Annotated in this window: 13 protein-coding genes; 7 read left to right on the top strand and 6 right to left on the bottom strand. The window is 72.1% G+C overall.

Annotated elements, in window-relative coordinates:
- Positions 1-458: 458 nt before the first annotated feature.
- The 3 genes from ACIO6U_RS22360 to ACIO6U_RS22370 form a co-directional block, all read right to left on the bottom strand.
- The gene (locus ACIO6U_RS22360; RefSeq protein ID WP_391160763.1) at positions 459-1,364 is read right to left on the bottom strand and encodes a neutral zinc metallopeptidase; all 906 of its coding nucleotides are present in this window, start codon (positions 1,362-1,364) and stop codon (positions 459-461) included.
- Between the two features lie 210 nt (positions 1,365-1,574).
- Positions 1,575-3,029, bottom strand: coding sequence for a hypothetical protein (locus tag ACIO6U_RS22365; RefSeq protein ID WP_401721550.1), 1,455 nt, complete (start codon positions 3,027-3,029; stop codon positions 1,575-1,577).
- Positions 3,030-3,282: 253 nt separating this feature from the next.
- A complete protein-coding gene (locus ACIO6U_RS22370; RefSeq protein WP_355347049.1) occupies positions 3,283-4,194 on the bottom strand; it encodes a MurR/RpiR family transcriptional regulator in 912 nt (303 codons plus the stop codon).
- 362 nt (positions 4,195-4,556) lie between these two features.
- Between ACIO6U_RS22370 and ACIO6U_RS22375 the strand changes: the two genes are divergently transcribed.
- The 5 genes from ACIO6U_RS22375 (at position 4,557) to ACIO6U_RS22395 (ending at position 10,635) form a co-directional block, all read left to right on the top strand.
- Positions 4,557-5,996, top strand: a complete 1,440-nt coding sequence (locus tag ACIO6U_RS22375; RefSeq protein WP_401721553.1) for a GuaB1 family IMP dehydrogenase-related protein — start codon at positions 4,557-4,559, stop codon at positions 5,994-5,996.
- A 169-nt stretch (positions 5,997-6,165) separates the two neighbouring features.
- Positions 6,166-6,624 (top strand): AsnC family transcriptional regulator, encoded by a 459-nt coding sequence (locus ACIO6U_RS22380; protein WP_391160759.1) that lies wholly within the window; start codon positions 6,166-6,168, stop codon positions 6,622-6,624.
- 132 nt (positions 6,625-6,756) lie between these two features.
- The gene (locus tag ACIO6U_RS22385) at positions 6,757-7,773 is read left to right on the top strand and encodes a PRC and DUF2382 domain-containing protein (protein WP_355347058.1); all 1,017 of its coding nucleotides are present in this window, start codon (positions 6,757-6,759) and stop codon (positions 7,771-7,773) included.
- Between the two features lie 271 nt (positions 7,774-8,044).
- Positions 8,045-8,845 (top strand): carbon-nitrogen hydrolase family protein, encoded by an 801-nt coding sequence (locus tag ACIO6U_RS22390; RefSeq protein WP_355347061.1) that lies wholly within the window; start codon positions 8,045-8,047, stop codon positions 8,843-8,845.
- Between the two features lie 77 nt (positions 8,846-8,922).
- Entirely contained in the window at positions 8,923-10,635 is a 1,713-nt protein-coding gene (locus tag ACIO6U_RS22395; RefSeq protein WP_401721557.1) for a flavin monoamine oxidase family protein, read from the top strand.
- Between the two features lie 16 nt (positions 10,636-10,651).
- Here ACIO6U_RS22395 and ACIO6U_RS22400 read toward each other — a convergent pair whose 3' ends face one another.
- Positions 10,652-11,326 (bottom strand): DUF5995 family protein, encoded by a 675-nt coding sequence (locus ACIO6U_RS22400; protein ID WP_401721560.1) that lies wholly within the window; start codon positions 11,324-11,326, stop codon positions 10,652-10,654.
- 128 nt (positions 11,327-11,454) lie between these two features.
- The gene (locus ACIO6U_RS22405; protein ID WP_401721562.1) at positions 11,455-12,318 is read right to left on the bottom strand and encodes an NAD-dependent epimerase/dehydratase family protein; all 864 of its coding nucleotides are present in this window, start codon (positions 12,316-12,318) and stop codon (positions 11,455-11,457) included.
- Positions 12,319-12,471: 153 nt separating this feature from the next.
- Here ACIO6U_RS22405 and ACIO6U_RS22410 point away from each other — a divergent pair, with 153 nt between their 5' ends.
- A complete protein-coding gene (locus ACIO6U_RS22410) occupies positions 12,472-13,314 on the top strand; it encodes a helix-turn-helix transcriptional regulator (RefSeq protein ID WP_401721565.1) in 843 nt (280 codons plus the stop codon).
- A 378-nt stretch (positions 13,315-13,692) separates the two neighbouring features.
- Here the strand turns inward: ACIO6U_RS22410 and ACIO6U_RS22415 are convergent, their stop codons facing one another.
- The gene (locus ACIO6U_RS22415; protein WP_401721567.1) at positions 13,693-14,919 is read right to left on the bottom strand and encodes an MFS transporter; all 1,227 of its coding nucleotides are present in this window, start codon (positions 14,917-14,919) and stop codon (positions 13,693-13,695) included.
- Positions 14,920-15,103: 184 nt separating this feature from the next.
- On the opposite strand from ACIO6U_RS22415, the gene ACIO6U_RS22420 reads away from it, so the two are divergent.
- A complete protein-coding gene (locus tag ACIO6U_RS22420) occupies positions 15,104-16,309 on the top strand; it encodes an ROK family protein (RefSeq protein ID WP_401721569.1) in 1,206 nt (401 codons plus the stop codon).
- Positions 16,310-16,327: the final 18 nt, after the last annotated feature.

A 16,327-nucleotide genomic window follows, 5' to 3' on the forward strand; every position in this document is an offset into this window, starting at 1 on the left:
GGGGGGGGGGGCGGGGGGTGCTGGGTGGGTGCCCCCGGCCGCGTGTCGGGGGGGGCGGGGGGGGGCGCGCCGCCCGGCCCCCCCCCACCCCCCCCCCCCCCCCCGGGGGGGGCCCCCCCCGGGGGGGCCCCCCACCGCTCAGTCGTATTGCGACAACGTTCTCCGATGACGGGTACACCGGATATTCCGGGACAGGATGACAATGCTGGGGCGCCGCCCGCATCACCAGCGGTTCCACCTCCAGCGGGCAGCGCTCCAGTGCCCGCGACCGGGCCGGGGCGACCCCGGCACTGGCATTCAGGGGCAGTGGCATTCAGCGGCATTGACATCATTGACATTCAGCGTTCAGGAACGCGGCGCTCATTCCGCGCCGCGCACGGTCTTGTCCGCGCGTGGTATCAGGTGTTCGGCATGTCCCGTCCGCGCTCACCGCGGACGGGGCCGGACAAGCTGACCTCTCAGGCGAAGGTGTCGCAGGCCGAGACGGCTCCGGAGGTGTAGCCCTTGGTGAACCACTGCTGGCGCTGCGCCGACGAGCCGTGGGTCCAGGTGTCCGGCGTGACCTTGCCCTGGTACTTCTGCTGGATACGGTCGTCGCCGACAGCGGCCGCCGCGTCCAGGCCCACAGTGATGTCGGACCGCGTCAGGTCGGTGATCAGCGGCTTTCCGCTCGCTGGGTCCGGGGTGGTCGTGGCGTGGTGGGCCCACACTCCGGCGTAGCAGTCGGCTTGGAGTTCGAGTTTCACCGAGCCGCTGTTCTCGCCCTGGCCGCTGCCGCGCGAGATGGTGCCGCTGAGATCCTGAATGTGGTGTCCGTATTCGTGCGCGATGACGTATGCCTCGGCGAACGGGCCTCCCTTGGCGCCGAACTTGCCTGTGAGCTCGTCGAAGAACCCGAGGTCGAGGTAGACCTTGTCGTCGGCGGAGCAGTAGAAGGGGCCGACCTCCGACGTCGCCTCCCCGCAGCCGGTGTTGACCCTGTCGGTGAAAAGCAGGGTCGGCGCCTGGGTGTAGGACTTTCCTGCGGCTGTCTCCGTCTGCTTCCAGAATGCCTGGACGCTGTCGACCACGGCCACGATCCGGCAGTCGTCCTTCTTGTTGGCGTCCGCCCCGGTCCGGCAGTTCGCCGCGAGATCGCCGGGCGCGACGCCCTGGGAGCCGCCGGATCGCGCGGCGCTGTCAGAGGTGCCGCCCGAGCTGAGCAGACCCGGGTCCACTCCGAACACCACAGAGGCGATCACGACCAGCAGCCCTACCACCCCACCGCCCACGGTCTTTCCGCCACCGGGAATCCCGCCCCGTGTGCCGCCTCGGTTGTCCTGCACCTCGGAGGTGTCCAGGGCAGCATCGTCGTCGAACTGCATCAGCTGACTCTCCCTCACAACACGCCGGTACGCCGTGTCTCACCGGGGGCGTCTACCCAGCCGAACAGACCTCATCTGGATATGCCCGGACCGTGTTCCGAGGGGTCGCCGTCCGCAGGAAGCCCTCCCGGCGGACAGCCACCTGGATCACCGACCCAGGAGAGTCGACCGGGCGGGCCGGGGCCGCCCAGTGTCGCTCAGCCTCCGGACTCAGCGCGGCGACAGGCGGTAGAGCGCCGCCGCGCCCGCTTTGAGGTGGACCTTCAGCGTGCCGTGCTGGGCCGCTCCGCGGTAGCGGCCGGTGGCCGGCTCGAAGGTCGCCACGCTTCCGACGTGCGCCTGGTTGACGCCGAGCCGCACCGAGGCGGGGGCGTCGGGGTTGCGGTTGGCCACGAGCAGGTAGCGAGTGCCGTCGTCCTGCGTGTTCCTGAAGAGACCGATGACGGCGGCGTCCCCGGTGGCCGAGGTCAGGTGGTCGCCTGGGGTGAAGGCCACCGCGCTCGGCGGCAGCGGGTTGTCGTTGGCGTGTTGGACCGACTCCGAGCGGAGCGGCTTGAGTTGGCGGCCGACCGGCTGGAGCCAGGTGCGGTTCAGCCTGCGGGCCGCGCCGTACAGCGGGGTCTGCTTGCCGTCGGCGGTGATCAGCGCCTTGGTGAAACCCTCGCCACGGGCGGGGTCCGGCGTCCAGTAGGTGAAGTACTGGATGCCCTTGCAGCCGTACGCCAGGCTGATGTTGGTCTGCCAGGCCAACTGCGAGGCGGTGGGCACCCGGTGGTTGTTGTAGCCGACCGACTGGATGAACGTCCACGCCGGCAGCCCGGACTTCAGCGACGCCTCGCGGTAGATCGCCCAGTTGTCGAAGTAGTTGAGGTCTATGCCGTCGGTGAGGATCGGGTACCGGTCGAACGAGATCAGCGGCGGCTTGACGGTGTCGATGTACGCCTGCACGAAGGCCGCGTAGCCCGGGCCGTTACCCGGCACGAGGTTGGAGTACGGCAGCAGCCCCGGTGCGACGTCACGCACGATGCCGGTGAGCGCCCCGACCGTGGGGAATCTGGACTGGGCCGGTTCGTCGAAGACGTTGAACCCGGCGAGCGAGGGGTGGTTCGCATAACTGGCCAGTGCCGCACGCACCCATGACGTCGCGTCAGCGGTGGTGAGCGAGGACGGCACGCTCCGGTCATCGGTGACCGACAGGTACTGCGCGATCGCCTGGATCCGGGGGTCGCCCGAGATCAGCACCTTCAGGCCCACCTGGTCGGCCATCTGCAAGGCGTAGCCGCCGCTTTGCGGATCGAATTGGTAGTTGCCCGTGATCAAGAAGGTGAACCCGGCGTCCTTGATCTCCTGGTAGCGGTCGAGCGTGGTCTCGTACGGGTGCGGCGGCCAGAACAGCCCGATCGGGAAGTCCGGCCCTCCGGTGAGCGGAAGGTCCACGCTCGCGGCGGAAGAGTCCGCCGCGTCGGCGGCGTGCGTGCCGTCTCCGGACCCCACCGAACTCAGCGCCCCGGCGGTCGGGTCGCCGGGCCCCGGTGCGGCCGCCGCCCGGTTGGCGGCCAGCCCGCCCGCGGCCAGGACGCCGGCGCCCAGGCCCGCGGCCTGTAGCAGCGTCCGGCGGTGCATCGGCTGTGAAGCGCTGGAGAGGGAGGAGTTCTGTTCTGGCATGGCCTACTCCGATCGTTGGAACGCGGGAGCGGGGAGGGGGCTGAAGGTCCCATCGGTGCACCGGCGACCGTGGCGGACGCACACATGCTGGCAGACGGTGGTGGTTCAATCAACCACGATGCGCAGAAATGATGAATGAATCATGCAGGACGCGGCGTGCACCGCCGCGCCCGCGCCCCGGTATCGGCGGCCGGACTCGGCGCACTGAACTCGGCGCACTGAAACTCGGCGCGCTGAACTCGGCGGGCTGAACTCAGCGCCCGCGGCGCCCCTTCACCATGTGGTCGCCCGGGATGTGCCCGGTGAGCGCCATGGACGCGCTGGCCCGGCCGTACGACAGCTGCGCCACGCGCACGTACAAGCAGTCGATCAGCACCAGCACCGAGTGCCGCGCTCCGATGCTGCCGGCGCGGAAGGAGGTCTCGGCGGTTGCGGAGATCAGCCGGACCTCAGCGGCCCGCGCCAACGGTGACCTGTGGTCGGCGGTGATCGCCACTGTGGTGGCGCCCCGCGCGCGGGCGAGTTCGAACGGCTCGATCGTCTCCCGGGTCGATCCGGAGTGAGAGATGCCGATGGCGACATCGGCCGGGGTGAGCAGGGCCGCCGACGTCGTGGCGGCGTGCACTTCGTTCCACCCGCGCACCGCGCATCCGATCCCGAAGAGCCGCAGCTCGGTCTCCACCGCCACCGCGCCGCTGCCGCCGACGCCGTACACGTCGATCCGCCGCGCTCGGGCGACCGCCTGGGCCGCGCGCTCAAGCGACGCCAGGTCGATGGTGTCCAACGTCCGCTGCACCGCGCCGAGATCTGCCTGGCCGACGACGGTGACCACCCGCCGCAAGTCGTCGTCGGGGGAGATGTCCGGCCCGATCTCCGAGGTGCCCCAGGCGGGCTCGTCGCCGCGCGCGCTCTCACGGACCAGTTCGATCAGCAGATGCTGGTACGACTCCAGGCCCACCGCACGGCAGAACCGCGTCACCGTCGGCTGGGACGTGCCGGTGCGCCGCCCCAGCTCGGCGGCCGAGCAGCCGATCACGGAGTTGGGGTCGGCGAGCACCAGCTCGGCCACTTTCCGCAGTGAGCCCGTCAGGTGCGGCAGCTCGGCTCGGATCAGCGCTGTGACATCGATGCGCGCTCCCGCGTGGCCGTAGCCCTTGGCCTCCATACGGGTCCCCGATCGCTCACACCTGCCGGCCGTCCGAAAGGCCATGATGCCATGCGATTATGTCATTCACCGTGTATCAACCACGCAGACTGACATATTCAGCCTGCTCGCTCCGGTACGCCGCGGACCTCCTCCGGCAGGCCCCTGCGCGGCGGCCTCGACGGGGTGTCCCTCCTGGAGGTCTCCCGCTGGTCGGGGCGCTCTACAATTCAGATAACCGCGGACATCTATGGTCACCTGACCCCGGGCTCGGACGACAAGCTGAAGCGTGTGATGGACGAGGTACTGACCAGCGCCACCGTGCTGGTTCCGTGCTGACTTCGGCTCGCCTGCAAGGCAAAGCCGCAGGTGGGAGCAACAGCGTGAAATTCCTCAACGATATTCGGCCGCCGTACGACCTGACGTACGACGACGTCTTCATGGTGCCGAGCCGCAGCGCGGTCGGTTCCCGCCAGGGTGTGGACCTCAGGTCCCCTGACGGGACGGGCACCACCATCCCCCTGGTCGTGGCCAATATGACGGCCATCGCGGGCCGCCGGATGGCCGAGACCGTGGCCAGGCGCGGCGGCCTCGTCGTCATCCCGCAGGACATCCCCCACGACGTGGTCGCCGATGTCGTGGCCTACGTCAAGCAGCGCCATCTGGTGCTGGACACCCCGATCACGCTCGCCCCCTCCCAGACCGTCGCCGACGCGCTGTCCCTGCTGCCCAAGCGGGCGCACGGCGCGGGCGTGGTGGTCGAGGACGGGCGGCCGGTCGGCGTCGTCACCGAGTCCGACCTCAGCGGCGTGGACCGCTTCACGCAGCTCTCCGAGGTCATGTCCAGGGACCTGCTGCTGCTCGACGCGGACATCGACCCGCGCGAGGCGTTCAACCGGCTGGAGGACGCGCACCGCAAGCTGGCGCCCGCCGTGGACGCCGAGGGCCTGCTCGTCGGCATCCTGACCCGCAAGGCCGCGCTGCGCGCCACGCTGTACGAGCCCGCCGTCGACGCGAACGGGCGGCTGCGGATCGCCGCGGCCGTGGGCATCAACGGCGACGTGGCGGGCAAGGCCAAGCAGCTCCTGGACGCCGGGGTGGACACCCTGGTCGTCGACACCGCGCACGGCCACCAGGAGTCGATGCTCGCGGCGGTACGCGCCGTGCGCGCGCTCGACCCGCGGGTGCCGATCGTGGCGGGCAACATCGTGGCCGCCGAGGGCGTCCGCGACCTGATCGAGGCGGGCGCCGACATCATCAAGGTCGGCGTCGGACCCGGCGCCATGTGCACCACCCGCATGATGACCGGCGTCGGCCGCCCGCAGTTCTCCGCCGTCATGGAGTGCGCCGCGGAGGCGCGCAAGCACGGCAAGCACGTCTGGGCCGACGGAGGCGTCCGGCACCCGCGCGATGTCGCCATGGCGCTGGCGGCGGGCGCGTCCAACGTGATGATCGGCTCCTGGTTCGCCGGTACGTACGAGTCGCCGGGCGACCTCCAGCAGGCCGCCGACGGGCGGCTGTACAAGGAGTCCTTCGGCATGGCCTCGGCGCGCGCGGTCCGCAACCGTACGAGCGAGGAGTCGGCGTACGACCGGGCGCGCAAGGCGCTGTTCGAGGAGGGCATCTCCACCTCGCGGATGTTCCTCGACCCGGCCCGGCCGGGCGTCGAGGACCTGATCGACTCGGTCATCGCCGGGGTGCGCAGCTCCTGCACGTACGCCGGGGCCTCCTCGCTCGACGAGTTCGCGGAGAAGGCGATCGTCGGCATCCAGAGCGCGGCGGGCTACGCGGAGGGCAAGCCGCTGCACGCGAGCTGGAACTGACGCGGGGTCGGGCGCCGGTGCCTTCGCCGGTGCCCGTGGCCGCGCCGGTACCGGTGCCTTCGCCGGTGCCCGTGCCCGTGCCCGCGCCGGTGCCCTCGCCGGTGCCCGTCCCGGTGTCGCCAGGGGGCCTTGGTCCCGAGTCGTCGGAGATGTCTCTATCCTGCGAGCTGTGAAGCCGCTCAACGATCTCGACGAACGCATCGTGCACGCCCTGGCCGAGGACGCCCGGCGGTCCTACGCGGACATCGGCGCCCAAGTGGGCCTGTCGGCGCCCGCCGTCAAACGCCGGGTGGACCGGCTGCTGGCGGCGGGCGCGATCACCGGTTTCACCGTACGGGTCGACCCCGCCGCGCTCGGCTGGCAGACCGAGGCGCTGGTGGAGCTGTACTGCCGCCACAACACCTCGCCGGGCGACATCAGGCGCGGCCTGGCCCGCTACCCGGAAGTCGCGTCCGCCTCCACCGTCACCGGCGAGGCGGACGCCGTGGTCCAGGTCTTCGCCTCCGACGTACGGCACTTCGAGCAGGTGCTGGAGAAGATCGCGGGGGAGCCGTTCGTGACCCGCACCAAATCCGTGCTGATCCTCTCCCCGCTGCTGCGCCGCTACGGCGCAGGCGCCCCGGAGTGAGAGCACGGAGTGCGCCTGCCGAGGCATAAGTTGGGTAATGTCGCAAATCATGCGAATTGTGGCTGAAGTCACCCGATCGGGGTACAACGGGTACTGAGGCCAGATCGGCCCCGGCAGCACGAAGGAGGCGACATGATCACGCGTGAGCAGATTCCCAAGGTCATGGGCCATGCGGTGCATGACGCTCAGGGGAAGAAGATCGGCGAAGCCGCCCACCTGTACCTGGACGACGCCACGGGCGAAGTCGAGTGGGTCGCGGTGAAGACCGGTTTCTTCGGCAACAACGAGACATTCGTGCCGACGCGTGCCGCCCGCCTGGTCGAGGACCATCTTGAGGTTCCGTACGAGAAGGACCAGGTCAAGGGCGCGCCCAATGTGGACGTGGACTCGGGCGGACACCTCTCGGCGTCGGAGGAGCAGAACCTCTACCGCTACTACGGCATGGAAGCCAGGTCCGGCGGGTCCGTGGGCCGCGCCGCGAACGGGCAGGGCGCCGGGACCGGTGACGCGAAGGCCGGAGCCGCCGCCGGTACTGCCGGTGCCGCCGGAGTGGCCGCGGGCACCGCCGCGGGCCGTCACGCGCGGACCGCGGACACCGGAGCGCCGAGCACCGACAAGACCGCCGCGGCCCGCGCGGGCGCACCGGTCGCCTCCACCGGCAAGGACACGCCCGCCATGGCCTCGGGCGCACCGCAGCGCCTCGCCGCGGACGGTCTCGACCCCGAGAGCGAGACCATGATCCGCTCCGAGGAGGAGATGCACGTCCGGGTCGAGCGGGAGACCATCGGCCAGGCGCGGCTCCACAAGGTCGTGGACGTCGAGGAAGTCGAGCAGACGGTGCCGATCCGGCACGAAGAGGTCCACCTCGTCCGTGAGCCCATCGACCCGAAGACCGCCGCGGGCCGTACGGGCGACATCAGCGAGGCCGAACAGGTCGTCACCCTCCACGAGGACAAGGCGATCATCGAGACCGAGGTCGTGCCGAAGGAGCGCGTCCGCATGCGCGTCGACGAGCACGTCGAGCAGAAGACCGTGCACGGCCGGGTCCGCAAGGAGCGGATCGAGACCGACACGAGCCCCGCGACCACCGAGGAGACCAGCGGTTACGAGGGTGAGCAGGGCCGCAAGGACCGCCGCTTCGGTAGCTGAACCGACCTGACGGCCGGTCGAACGGCCTCACCGCACCACGCGAGCGGGCCCCCACCCCTGAATCCCGGGGTGGGGGCCCGCTTCCGTGCCCCCAGGACGCGCCCCGCGAGCCCCTCAGCGGCGACCCGGCGCAACGAATCGCCGGTAGTGCCGGACAAGACGCAACGAACAGCGGCAGCAGCCGCAATGATCGCGTCTTGCCGCCGCCGCGCACGGAACCGTACTGTCGAAGGAGTCCCGTACACCCCCTCTGAACAGGCGAAAGAGACTCATGGCACCGTTGCGCGCTGCGCTGTATCAGGGGCCGGGCGGCGTACCCGAGTCGGTGGACGCGGCGCTCGCCGGGTTCGAGGAGGCGGCTCGACGGGCCGCCGAGGGGGGAGCGCGGCTGCTGGTGACGGCCGAGCTGTCGCTGACCGGCTACGCGGTCGGCGACCGCCTCGCGGCGCTGGCCGAGGAGGCCGACGGACCGTCGGCGCGGCGGGTGGCGGAGATCGCCGCCCGGTACGGGATCGCCATCGTCTACGGCTACCCCGAGCGGGACGGTACGGCCGTGCACAACGCGGCGCGGCTGATCGGCCCGGACGGCGCCCCGCTCGCCAACTACCGCAAGACGCACCTGTTCGGGGACTTCGAGCGGTCCGCCTTCACCGCCGGTGACACACCCGTCGTACAGGCCGACGTCGACGGCGTACGGATCGGGCTGCTGATCTGCTACGACGTGGAATTCCCCGAGGCGGTACGGGCGCACGCGCTCGGCGGCACCCAACTCCTCGTCGTGCCGACCGCGTTGATGCGGCCGTACGAATTCGTGCCGCACACCCTCGTCCCGGCCCGCGCGTACGAGAGCCAGCTGCACCTGGCGTACGCCAACCGCTGCGGGGCCGAGGGCGATTACCACTTCGCGGGGCTGAGCTGCCTCGTCGGACCGGACGGCGCGGTGCGCGCGCGGGCCGGGACCGGCGAGGAACTGGTCTTCGCCGATGTGGACCCGGCGCTGATCGACGCCGCCCGCGCGGAGACGCCGTATCTGGCCGACCGCCGCCCGGAGTTGTACCGCGCGCTCGGCTGAGCCCGCGCGCCGGAGTGCCCCGCGAGCGCCCGTAACCCCCCTTTTCCCGCACGCCAGTTCAGCCAGGAGAGCCGCCCATGACGTCCGTGCCCACCGCGGTCCACGACGAGCAGCACGCCGAAGCCCAGGAGCAGCCGCCCGTCACCATGTTCGGGCCTGACTTCCCCTACGCCTACGACGACTTCCTGGCGCACCCGGCGGGCCTCGGCGCGGTGCCGCCCACCGAGCACGGCACGGAGGTCGCGGTGATCGGCGGCGGCCTGTCCGGCATCGTCACCGCGTACGAACTGATGAAGATGGGCCTCAAGCCCGTCGTCTACGAGGCGGACCAGATCGGCGGGCGGCTGCGCACGGTCGGCTTCGACGGCTGCGACCCCGGCCTCACCGCGGAGTTGGGCGCCATGCGCTTCCCGCCCTCGTCCACCGCCTTCCAGCACTACGTGGACCTGGTGGGCCTGGAGACCAAGCCGTTCCCCAACCCGCTCGCGCCCGGCACGCCTTCGACCGTCGTGGACCTCAAGGGCGAGTCGCACTACGCCACCTCGGTGGACGACCTTCCCGAGGTCTACCACCAGGTGATGCACGCCTGGAACGCGTGCCTGGAGGACGGCGCCGACTTCTCCGCGATGCAACGGGCCCTGCGCGAGCGGGACATCCCCGTGATCCGGGAGATCTGGTCGGCGCTGGTCGAGAAGCTGGACAACCAGACCTTCTACGGCTTCCTGTGCGACTCCCCGGCCTTCGCGTCCTTCCGGCACCGGGAGATCTTCGGGCAGGTCGGCTTCGGCACCGGCGGCTGGGACACCGACTTCCCCAACTCGATCCTGGAGATCCTGCGGGTCGTCTACACCGGCGCGGACGACGACCACCACGGGATCGTCGGCGGCTCGCAGCAGCTCCCGCTGCGGCTGTGGGAACGCGAGCCCGACAAGACCGTGCACTGGCCGAAGGGCACCTCGCTGCGCTCCCTGCACGCCGCCCGCGACGGTCGGCCGCGCCCGGCCGTGACCGGGCTGCACCGCACCGCGGGCAACCGGATCACCGTCACCGACGCGTCGGGGGACATCCGTACGTACCGCGCCGCCGTCTTCACCGCGCAGAGCTGGCTGCTGCTGTCCAAGATCGCCTGCGACGACTCGCTCTTCCCGATCGACCACTGGACGGCGATGGAGCGCACCCACTACATGGAGTCCAGCAAGCTCTTCGTGCCGGTGGACCGGCCGTTCTGGCTGGACAAGGACCCGCGGACCGGCCGCGACCTGATGTCGATGACGCTCACCGACCGGATGACCCGCGGCACGTACCTGCTGGACGACGGACCTGACCGGCCCGCCGCGATCTGCCTGTCGTACACCTGGTGCGACGACAGCCTCAAGTGGCTGCCGCTCAGCGCCCACGAGCGCATGGAGGTCATGCTGAAGTCGCTCGGCGAGATCTACCCGGGCGTCGACATCAGGAGGCACATCATCGGCAATCCGGTGACGGTCTCCTGGGAGAACGAGCCGTACTTCATGGGCGCGTTCAAGGCCAACCTGCCCGGCCACTACCGGTACCAGCGGCGGCTGTTCACCCACTTCATGCAGGACCGGCTGCCCGCCGACAAGCGCGGCATCTTCCTCGCGGGCGACGACATCTCCTGGACCGCGGGCTGGGCCGAGGGCGCCGTGCAGACCGCGCTCAACGCGGTGTGGGGTGTCATGCGGCACCTCGGCGGCGCGACCGACCCGCTGAATCCCGGTCCCGGCGACCGCTACGACGAGATCGCGCCGGTGCTGCTGCCGGAGGACTGAGCACGGGGCCCGTACGTCAGCTGCGACGGCCCACCGGCGTGAGCAGGTAGCGGCCGATCAGGCCGACGCCCGCGTCCAGGCGGCGCACGCACTCCTCGTACGCGTCCGGCCTGTCGCGCAGCGCCCACAGCAGCCGGGCCGCCGCCCAGGCCGCGTCCCGCGCCCGGTCCAGGCTCCACGAACCCACGACGTGGGTCAGCGGATCGGCGAGTTCGAGCAGGTCGGGGCCGGGCATCAGCTCTTCGCGCACGCGCTCCTCGACGGCGGTCAGGATCTCGCCGACGCGGTCGAAGTCGGCAGCCAGGGCGGGGGGTTCACAGCCGGTGGCGCGGCAGGTGTCGACCACCGCCAGGGGAAGGTCGTGGCCGACATGGGCGTTGACGCCCGCCAGCGCGAACTGGAGCGGGTGGATGTCGCGGTGGGCGCGCATACGGAGCAGGGGCCGCCAGGACGCCGGCGCTTGCCTTCCCCCGGCGTCGTCCTCGACGGCCTTGAGGTAGCGGTTCGCGAACCGCACCGCCAACCGGGCCGCCGTCTCGGCGTCCTCGAAACCGTTCGCGGCCAACTGCCGCCCCACCGCGCGTGTCACCTCCATGTACACGGCGTTGAACACGCCCAGTCCGTCGCGGCGGCCCCCCACCCGCCGCATCCGCCCCACCACCGAGGCGACATCCTCGTCCGTCGTCCGCATCCCCCCACCCTCCCGGCCCGCTCCACCCCCGCGCCCGCGGCGCGACCGGTTTCACCGCCCGCACCACCCGTGCGGATCAGAGTTCGCCGGCGGGCGCGCCTGTGCGGGTGCGGCGCCGGACGCGCCGTTTAGAGGGCGCCCGCCGCGGCGGCGGACCAGACGGTGGGGTGGAGGGGGCGGAAGCCCAGCTCGTGGTGGATGCGGAGGGGGGAGGAGATGCCCTCCCAGGGGTCGGCGAGGGGGCGGTCGGCCATACCGGCAGGCACCTCGGCCCCGTTGATCCAGTGGATGTCGAGGGCGGTGACCGGCGCGTCGTCGGTGATGTTGTAGATCCGCCCGGCCGCACCGGGGGCGTACAGGACGCGCAGGAGGCCCTGGGCGACATCGGCGTGGTGGACCATGGACATCCGGCGGTGGGCGGGCCAGTCCCGGGCCCACCGCAGCGCCTGCGGCAGGTGCGGATCGCCCTCGCCGTAGACGAAGGAGAGCCGCCCGACGCGCACGTCGACCCCGCTGTCGCGGCCGAGGGCGAGCAGCCCGACCTCGGCCTCGCGCTTGGCGGCGGGATAGGCGCCCCACAGGGAGGCGCCGGGCAGCGTCTCGTCGTCCTCGACGGCCGGTCGGCCACGGCCCGCGCCGTACACCAAGGTGGTGCTGACCTGCACGAAACGGCCCACGCCCGCGTCGGCGGCGGCGCGGCCGAGGTCGAGCGCGGCGTCGCGGTTGACGGCCCACGCCTCCTCGTCGGGGACACCGCGGAAGGCGGCGGCGATGTTGAGCACGGCGTCGGCGCCCGACACGGCCTCGCGGACGTCGTCGGCGTCACGCAGCTCGCCGACCACCGCCTCCGCGCCGAGCCGGGTGAAGGGCTCGGCGCGCGCCTCGTCGCGTACCAGGACGCGTACGGTGTCGGCGGTCCCCGCCCGTTGCAGCAGGCGGGGTACGAACCGGCGTCCGACCTGTCCCGTCGCGCCGGTGACCAGGATCTTCATGGGGTGCTCCTCGTGGTGCGGACCTGCGGCGGGACCCGGTGTTCCGCCGCTGTCTCCCACCCTGCGCGGCCCGGAGCGCGGGCGGCAGAGACCTCTCTATCCGGGGAGTGGCACTCCCTGGATAGCCGCGCCGCGCGGACGCATGCTGGAAGGGTGAACCGACCCGAGCTCGCCGACTTCCTGCGCCGCTGCCGCACCCGCCTCGCCCCCGCCGACGTGGGCCTGGCCGAGGGGGTCAGGCGCCGTACGCCGGGGCTGCGCCGCGAGGAGGTCGCCCAGCTCGCCGGGATGTCGGCGGACTACTACACGCGGCTCGAACAGTCCCGCGGACCGCGCCCCTCGCGCCAGATGCTCACCGCACTGGCCCGCGCGCTGCGGCTGACCGCGGACGAGCGGGACCACCTGTTCCACCTGTCGGGGGAGGAGCCGCCGCGCGAGGCGGGCGGCAGCGGGCACGTCAGGCCGGGGCTGCTGCTGGTCCTCGACCGGCTGCACGACACGCCCGCGCAGGTGGTGAGCGACTTCGGCGACGTCCTCGCGCAGAACGCGATGGCCGCGGCCCTGCTCGGCGACGTGTCGGCGCGGCCGCCCGCGCTGCGCAATGTCGTACGGCGGATGTTCACCGACCCCTCCGCCCGCGCGCTGTTCCCCGAGGAGGACCACGAGACGCTGGCCCGTCACCATGTGGCGAATCTGCGCGCCGTGCTCGCGGCCCGCCCCGACGACCCGCGCCCGGCCGCGCTCGTCGCCGAACTGCGGGCGCAGAGCCCGCAGTTCGCCCGGATGTGGGACGACCACGAGGTCGCTGTGCGCCGCTCGGACACCAAGCGCTTCCGCCATCCGGTCGTCGGGGAGCTGGAGTTGGACTGCGAGGTGCTGCTCAGCCCCGAGCACGACCAGCGGCTGATCGTCTACACGGCGCGCCCCGGCACCGCCGCGTACGAGCGGCTGCGGCTGCTCAAGGTGGTCGGCCTCCAGGACCTGGCCGTCGGCTGAAACGGTCCCCGGACCGTCGTCCCCGGCGCGCCGCGGAATGTGACTGTCACGGCCCAACTCCCTTCGTACGTACGGGCGATGGCGCCTACGTAAGGGGTATGGAGGCGCGCCTGTGCCATGGCGTATTCCCGCGGCATGATTTGCCCCCGGGTATGCCCAACAGTGAGTGAAGGGCCGCTAACGTGAAGACACGGTCCGGCGGGCACGAATCCCCCGTGCGTGCCCGCCGGACCTTCGATTCCCCGGGATTCCCAGGAGTTTCCCGGATCTTCCGGACCGTGCCGCCGCCCCGCGTGCCGAGTGCCCCGCCGACGTGTTCGCCGTAAGGGGACGGCCGAGTGGGACCGTACGGCCTCGGCCGGCCGTCCCCTTACCGGATCAGTCGGCCGCGGCGGCGACCCCCGGCGCGGGCGCGGGGGAGGAGCCGGTGACCGTTTTGCCCGCGGCCGGGCGGACGACGCCCGCGCCCACCACCAGGCCGAGGGTGAGGACGGTGACCAGCGTGAAGGAGACCGTCAGCGAGGTGGCCCCGGCGATACCGCCGATCGCGGCCGGGGCGACCAGGCCCGAGGTGTAGGTGACGGTGGCGACGCCCGCGATGGCCTGGCTCGGATTGGGGCCGCTGCGCCCGGCGGCGGCGAAGCACAGCGGCACGACCACGGATATCCCGATGCCGAGCAGCGCGAAGCCCGCGATGGCGGGCAGCGGCGAGTGCGAGAGCACCACCAGCAGACCGCCGAGGGTGGCGAGCACCCCGCCCGACCGCAGCGTCCGTACCGCACCCAGCCGCCGTACCGCGAAGTCGCCGAAGAGCCGGGTGACCGCCATCGTGCAGGAGAACGCGGTGTACGCGACCGCCGCGATGCCGGGTGAGGCCCCGGCGACATCGCGCAGGTAGACCGCGCACCAGTCGGAGCTGCCGCCCTCCGCGAACACCCCGCAGAAGCCGATCGCGCCGATCACGAGCGCCGTGCGCGGCGGCAGGGCGAAGCGCGGCGGCGCGGCCTGGTCCGCGTCCGGCCGGATGTCGGGCACCCCGGCGCAGATCAGATAACTCGCCACCAGCAGCGCCGCGGCCATCGCGCCCAGATGGATCCTGCCGTCGAGCCCCGCGTGCGCCGCGGGCACGCCGATCGCCGCGCCCACCAGCGTGCCGACGCTCCACATGCCGTGCAGCCCCGACATGATCGACTTGCCCTTGCGGTGCTCCACCTCGATGCCGATCGCGTTCATGACGACATCCGCCATGCCCGCGCTGGCCCCGAAGGCGAGCAGTGCCAGGCACAGCCACGGCAGGCCCGGCATGACCGCGGGCAGCGCCAGTACGGCCGTCCACATCCCGAGCAGGACGCGCAGCGCGGTACGGGAGCCGAGGCGGTGCATCAGCCGCCCCGCCAGCGGCATCATCAGCGACGAGCCGATCGCGGGACAGGCCAGCGCCAGACCGAGAGCGCCGGGGCTCAGGGACAGATGGTCCTTGATCCACGGGATACGGGTGGCGAAGGTGCCGCTCGCCGCGCCGTGGACGGCGAACGCGATGGCGATGGCCATATGGGCCCGGCGGATTCGGGACGGAGCCGTCTTGTCGTCGGCGGCGGTTTTCATGCGGCGTAAACTATCAGGAAGGCTCCCTGAAAGTTAAGGGGTCATCGGCTGCCAGGAGACCGGGTTGCCGGGCCGACGGCTCAACGGGTTCACGGGCTCGATCAGTCCGGGCTCCCGTCGGGCACCCGCTCCGGGAAGCCGTACGGCGTACGGGCCCACCGGCCCGGTCTGGAAGGATCCCCGCATGACCGTCACCCGCGCGCTTCCGGGCCGCAACGCGTCACCGCGCACCGCCCGCGCCATCAACGACCGCCTCGCCCTGCGCCTCCTCCAGCAGGAAGGCCCGCTCACCGCGGGGCAGTTGAAGGAACTCACCGGAATGTCCCGGCCGAGCGTCGCCGACCTCGTCGAGCGGCTCCAGGACTCCGGACTGATCGAGGTGGTCGGCGAGGCGGGCGAGGACAGACGCGGGCCCAACGCGCGGGTGTACGGCATCGTCGCCGACCGGGCGTACGTCGCCGGACTCGACATCCGCGTCGAGAGCATCCGCGTGGAGATCGCCGACCTCCTCGGCCGCACCGTCGCCCGCGCCGACCTGCACGTCCCGGACGGGGCCGACCCGGCCGGGACCGTGGCCGAGGGCGTGGCCCTGCTGCGCCGCGCCATCCGCACCGCGGGCGCCACCGAACTCCACACCGTCGCCTGCGGCGCGCCCGGCCTCGTCGACCCGGAGACCGGACGGCTGCGCGCCGCCAACGCGCTGCGCTCCTGGCACGCGGACCTGGTCGACGAGATCCGCTCCCGGCTCGGCGTGCCCGTGCTGCTGGAGAACGAGGTCAACCTCGCCGCCGTCGCGGAACAGCGCGTCGGCGCCGCGCGGAACGACGACACCTTCGTCCTGCTCTGGATCGGCGGGGGAGTCGGCGCCGCCGTCGTCCTCGACGGCAAACTGCGCCGCGGCGCGTCGGGCGGAGCCGGCGAGGTCGGCTTCCTCCCGCTGCTCGGCACCCCCGAACTGCCGACCGCCACCGACTGCGACAACGGCTACCACGGGCTGGTCGGCAGCCGCGCCGTCTGCGCGCTCGCCCGCGAGCACGGAATCCCCGTCGGGGGCGCCGACGAGGCCGAGGGGGCCGCGGCGGCCGTCACCGCCGCGCTCGCCGGAGGCGCCGCCACCGAAGGCTTCCTCGCCGAGCTGTCCACGCGGATCGCCGTCGGGGCCGCCGCCATCTGCGCCGTGCTCGACCCCGGACGGGTCGTCCTCGCCGGTGAGGTCGCCCAGGCCGGAGGGGCCGCCCTGGCCGAACGCGTCGCCGAGTGCCTCGGACGCATCTCGCCGCTGCCGACCGTCGTACGGGCCAGCGCCGTGCACGGCGGCGCCGTCCTGCGCGGGGCCGTGGTCACCGCCACCGACGCGGCCCAGGAGGAGCTGTTCGCCCCCGCGGTGTGAGGCAGGGCACACGGACGC

The sequence above is a fragment of the Streptomyces sp. NPDC087422 genome (genome assembly GCF_044744145.1).
Taxonomy (GTDB): domain Bacteria; phylum Actinomycetota; class Actinomycetes; order Streptomycetales; family Streptomycetaceae; genus Actinacidiphila.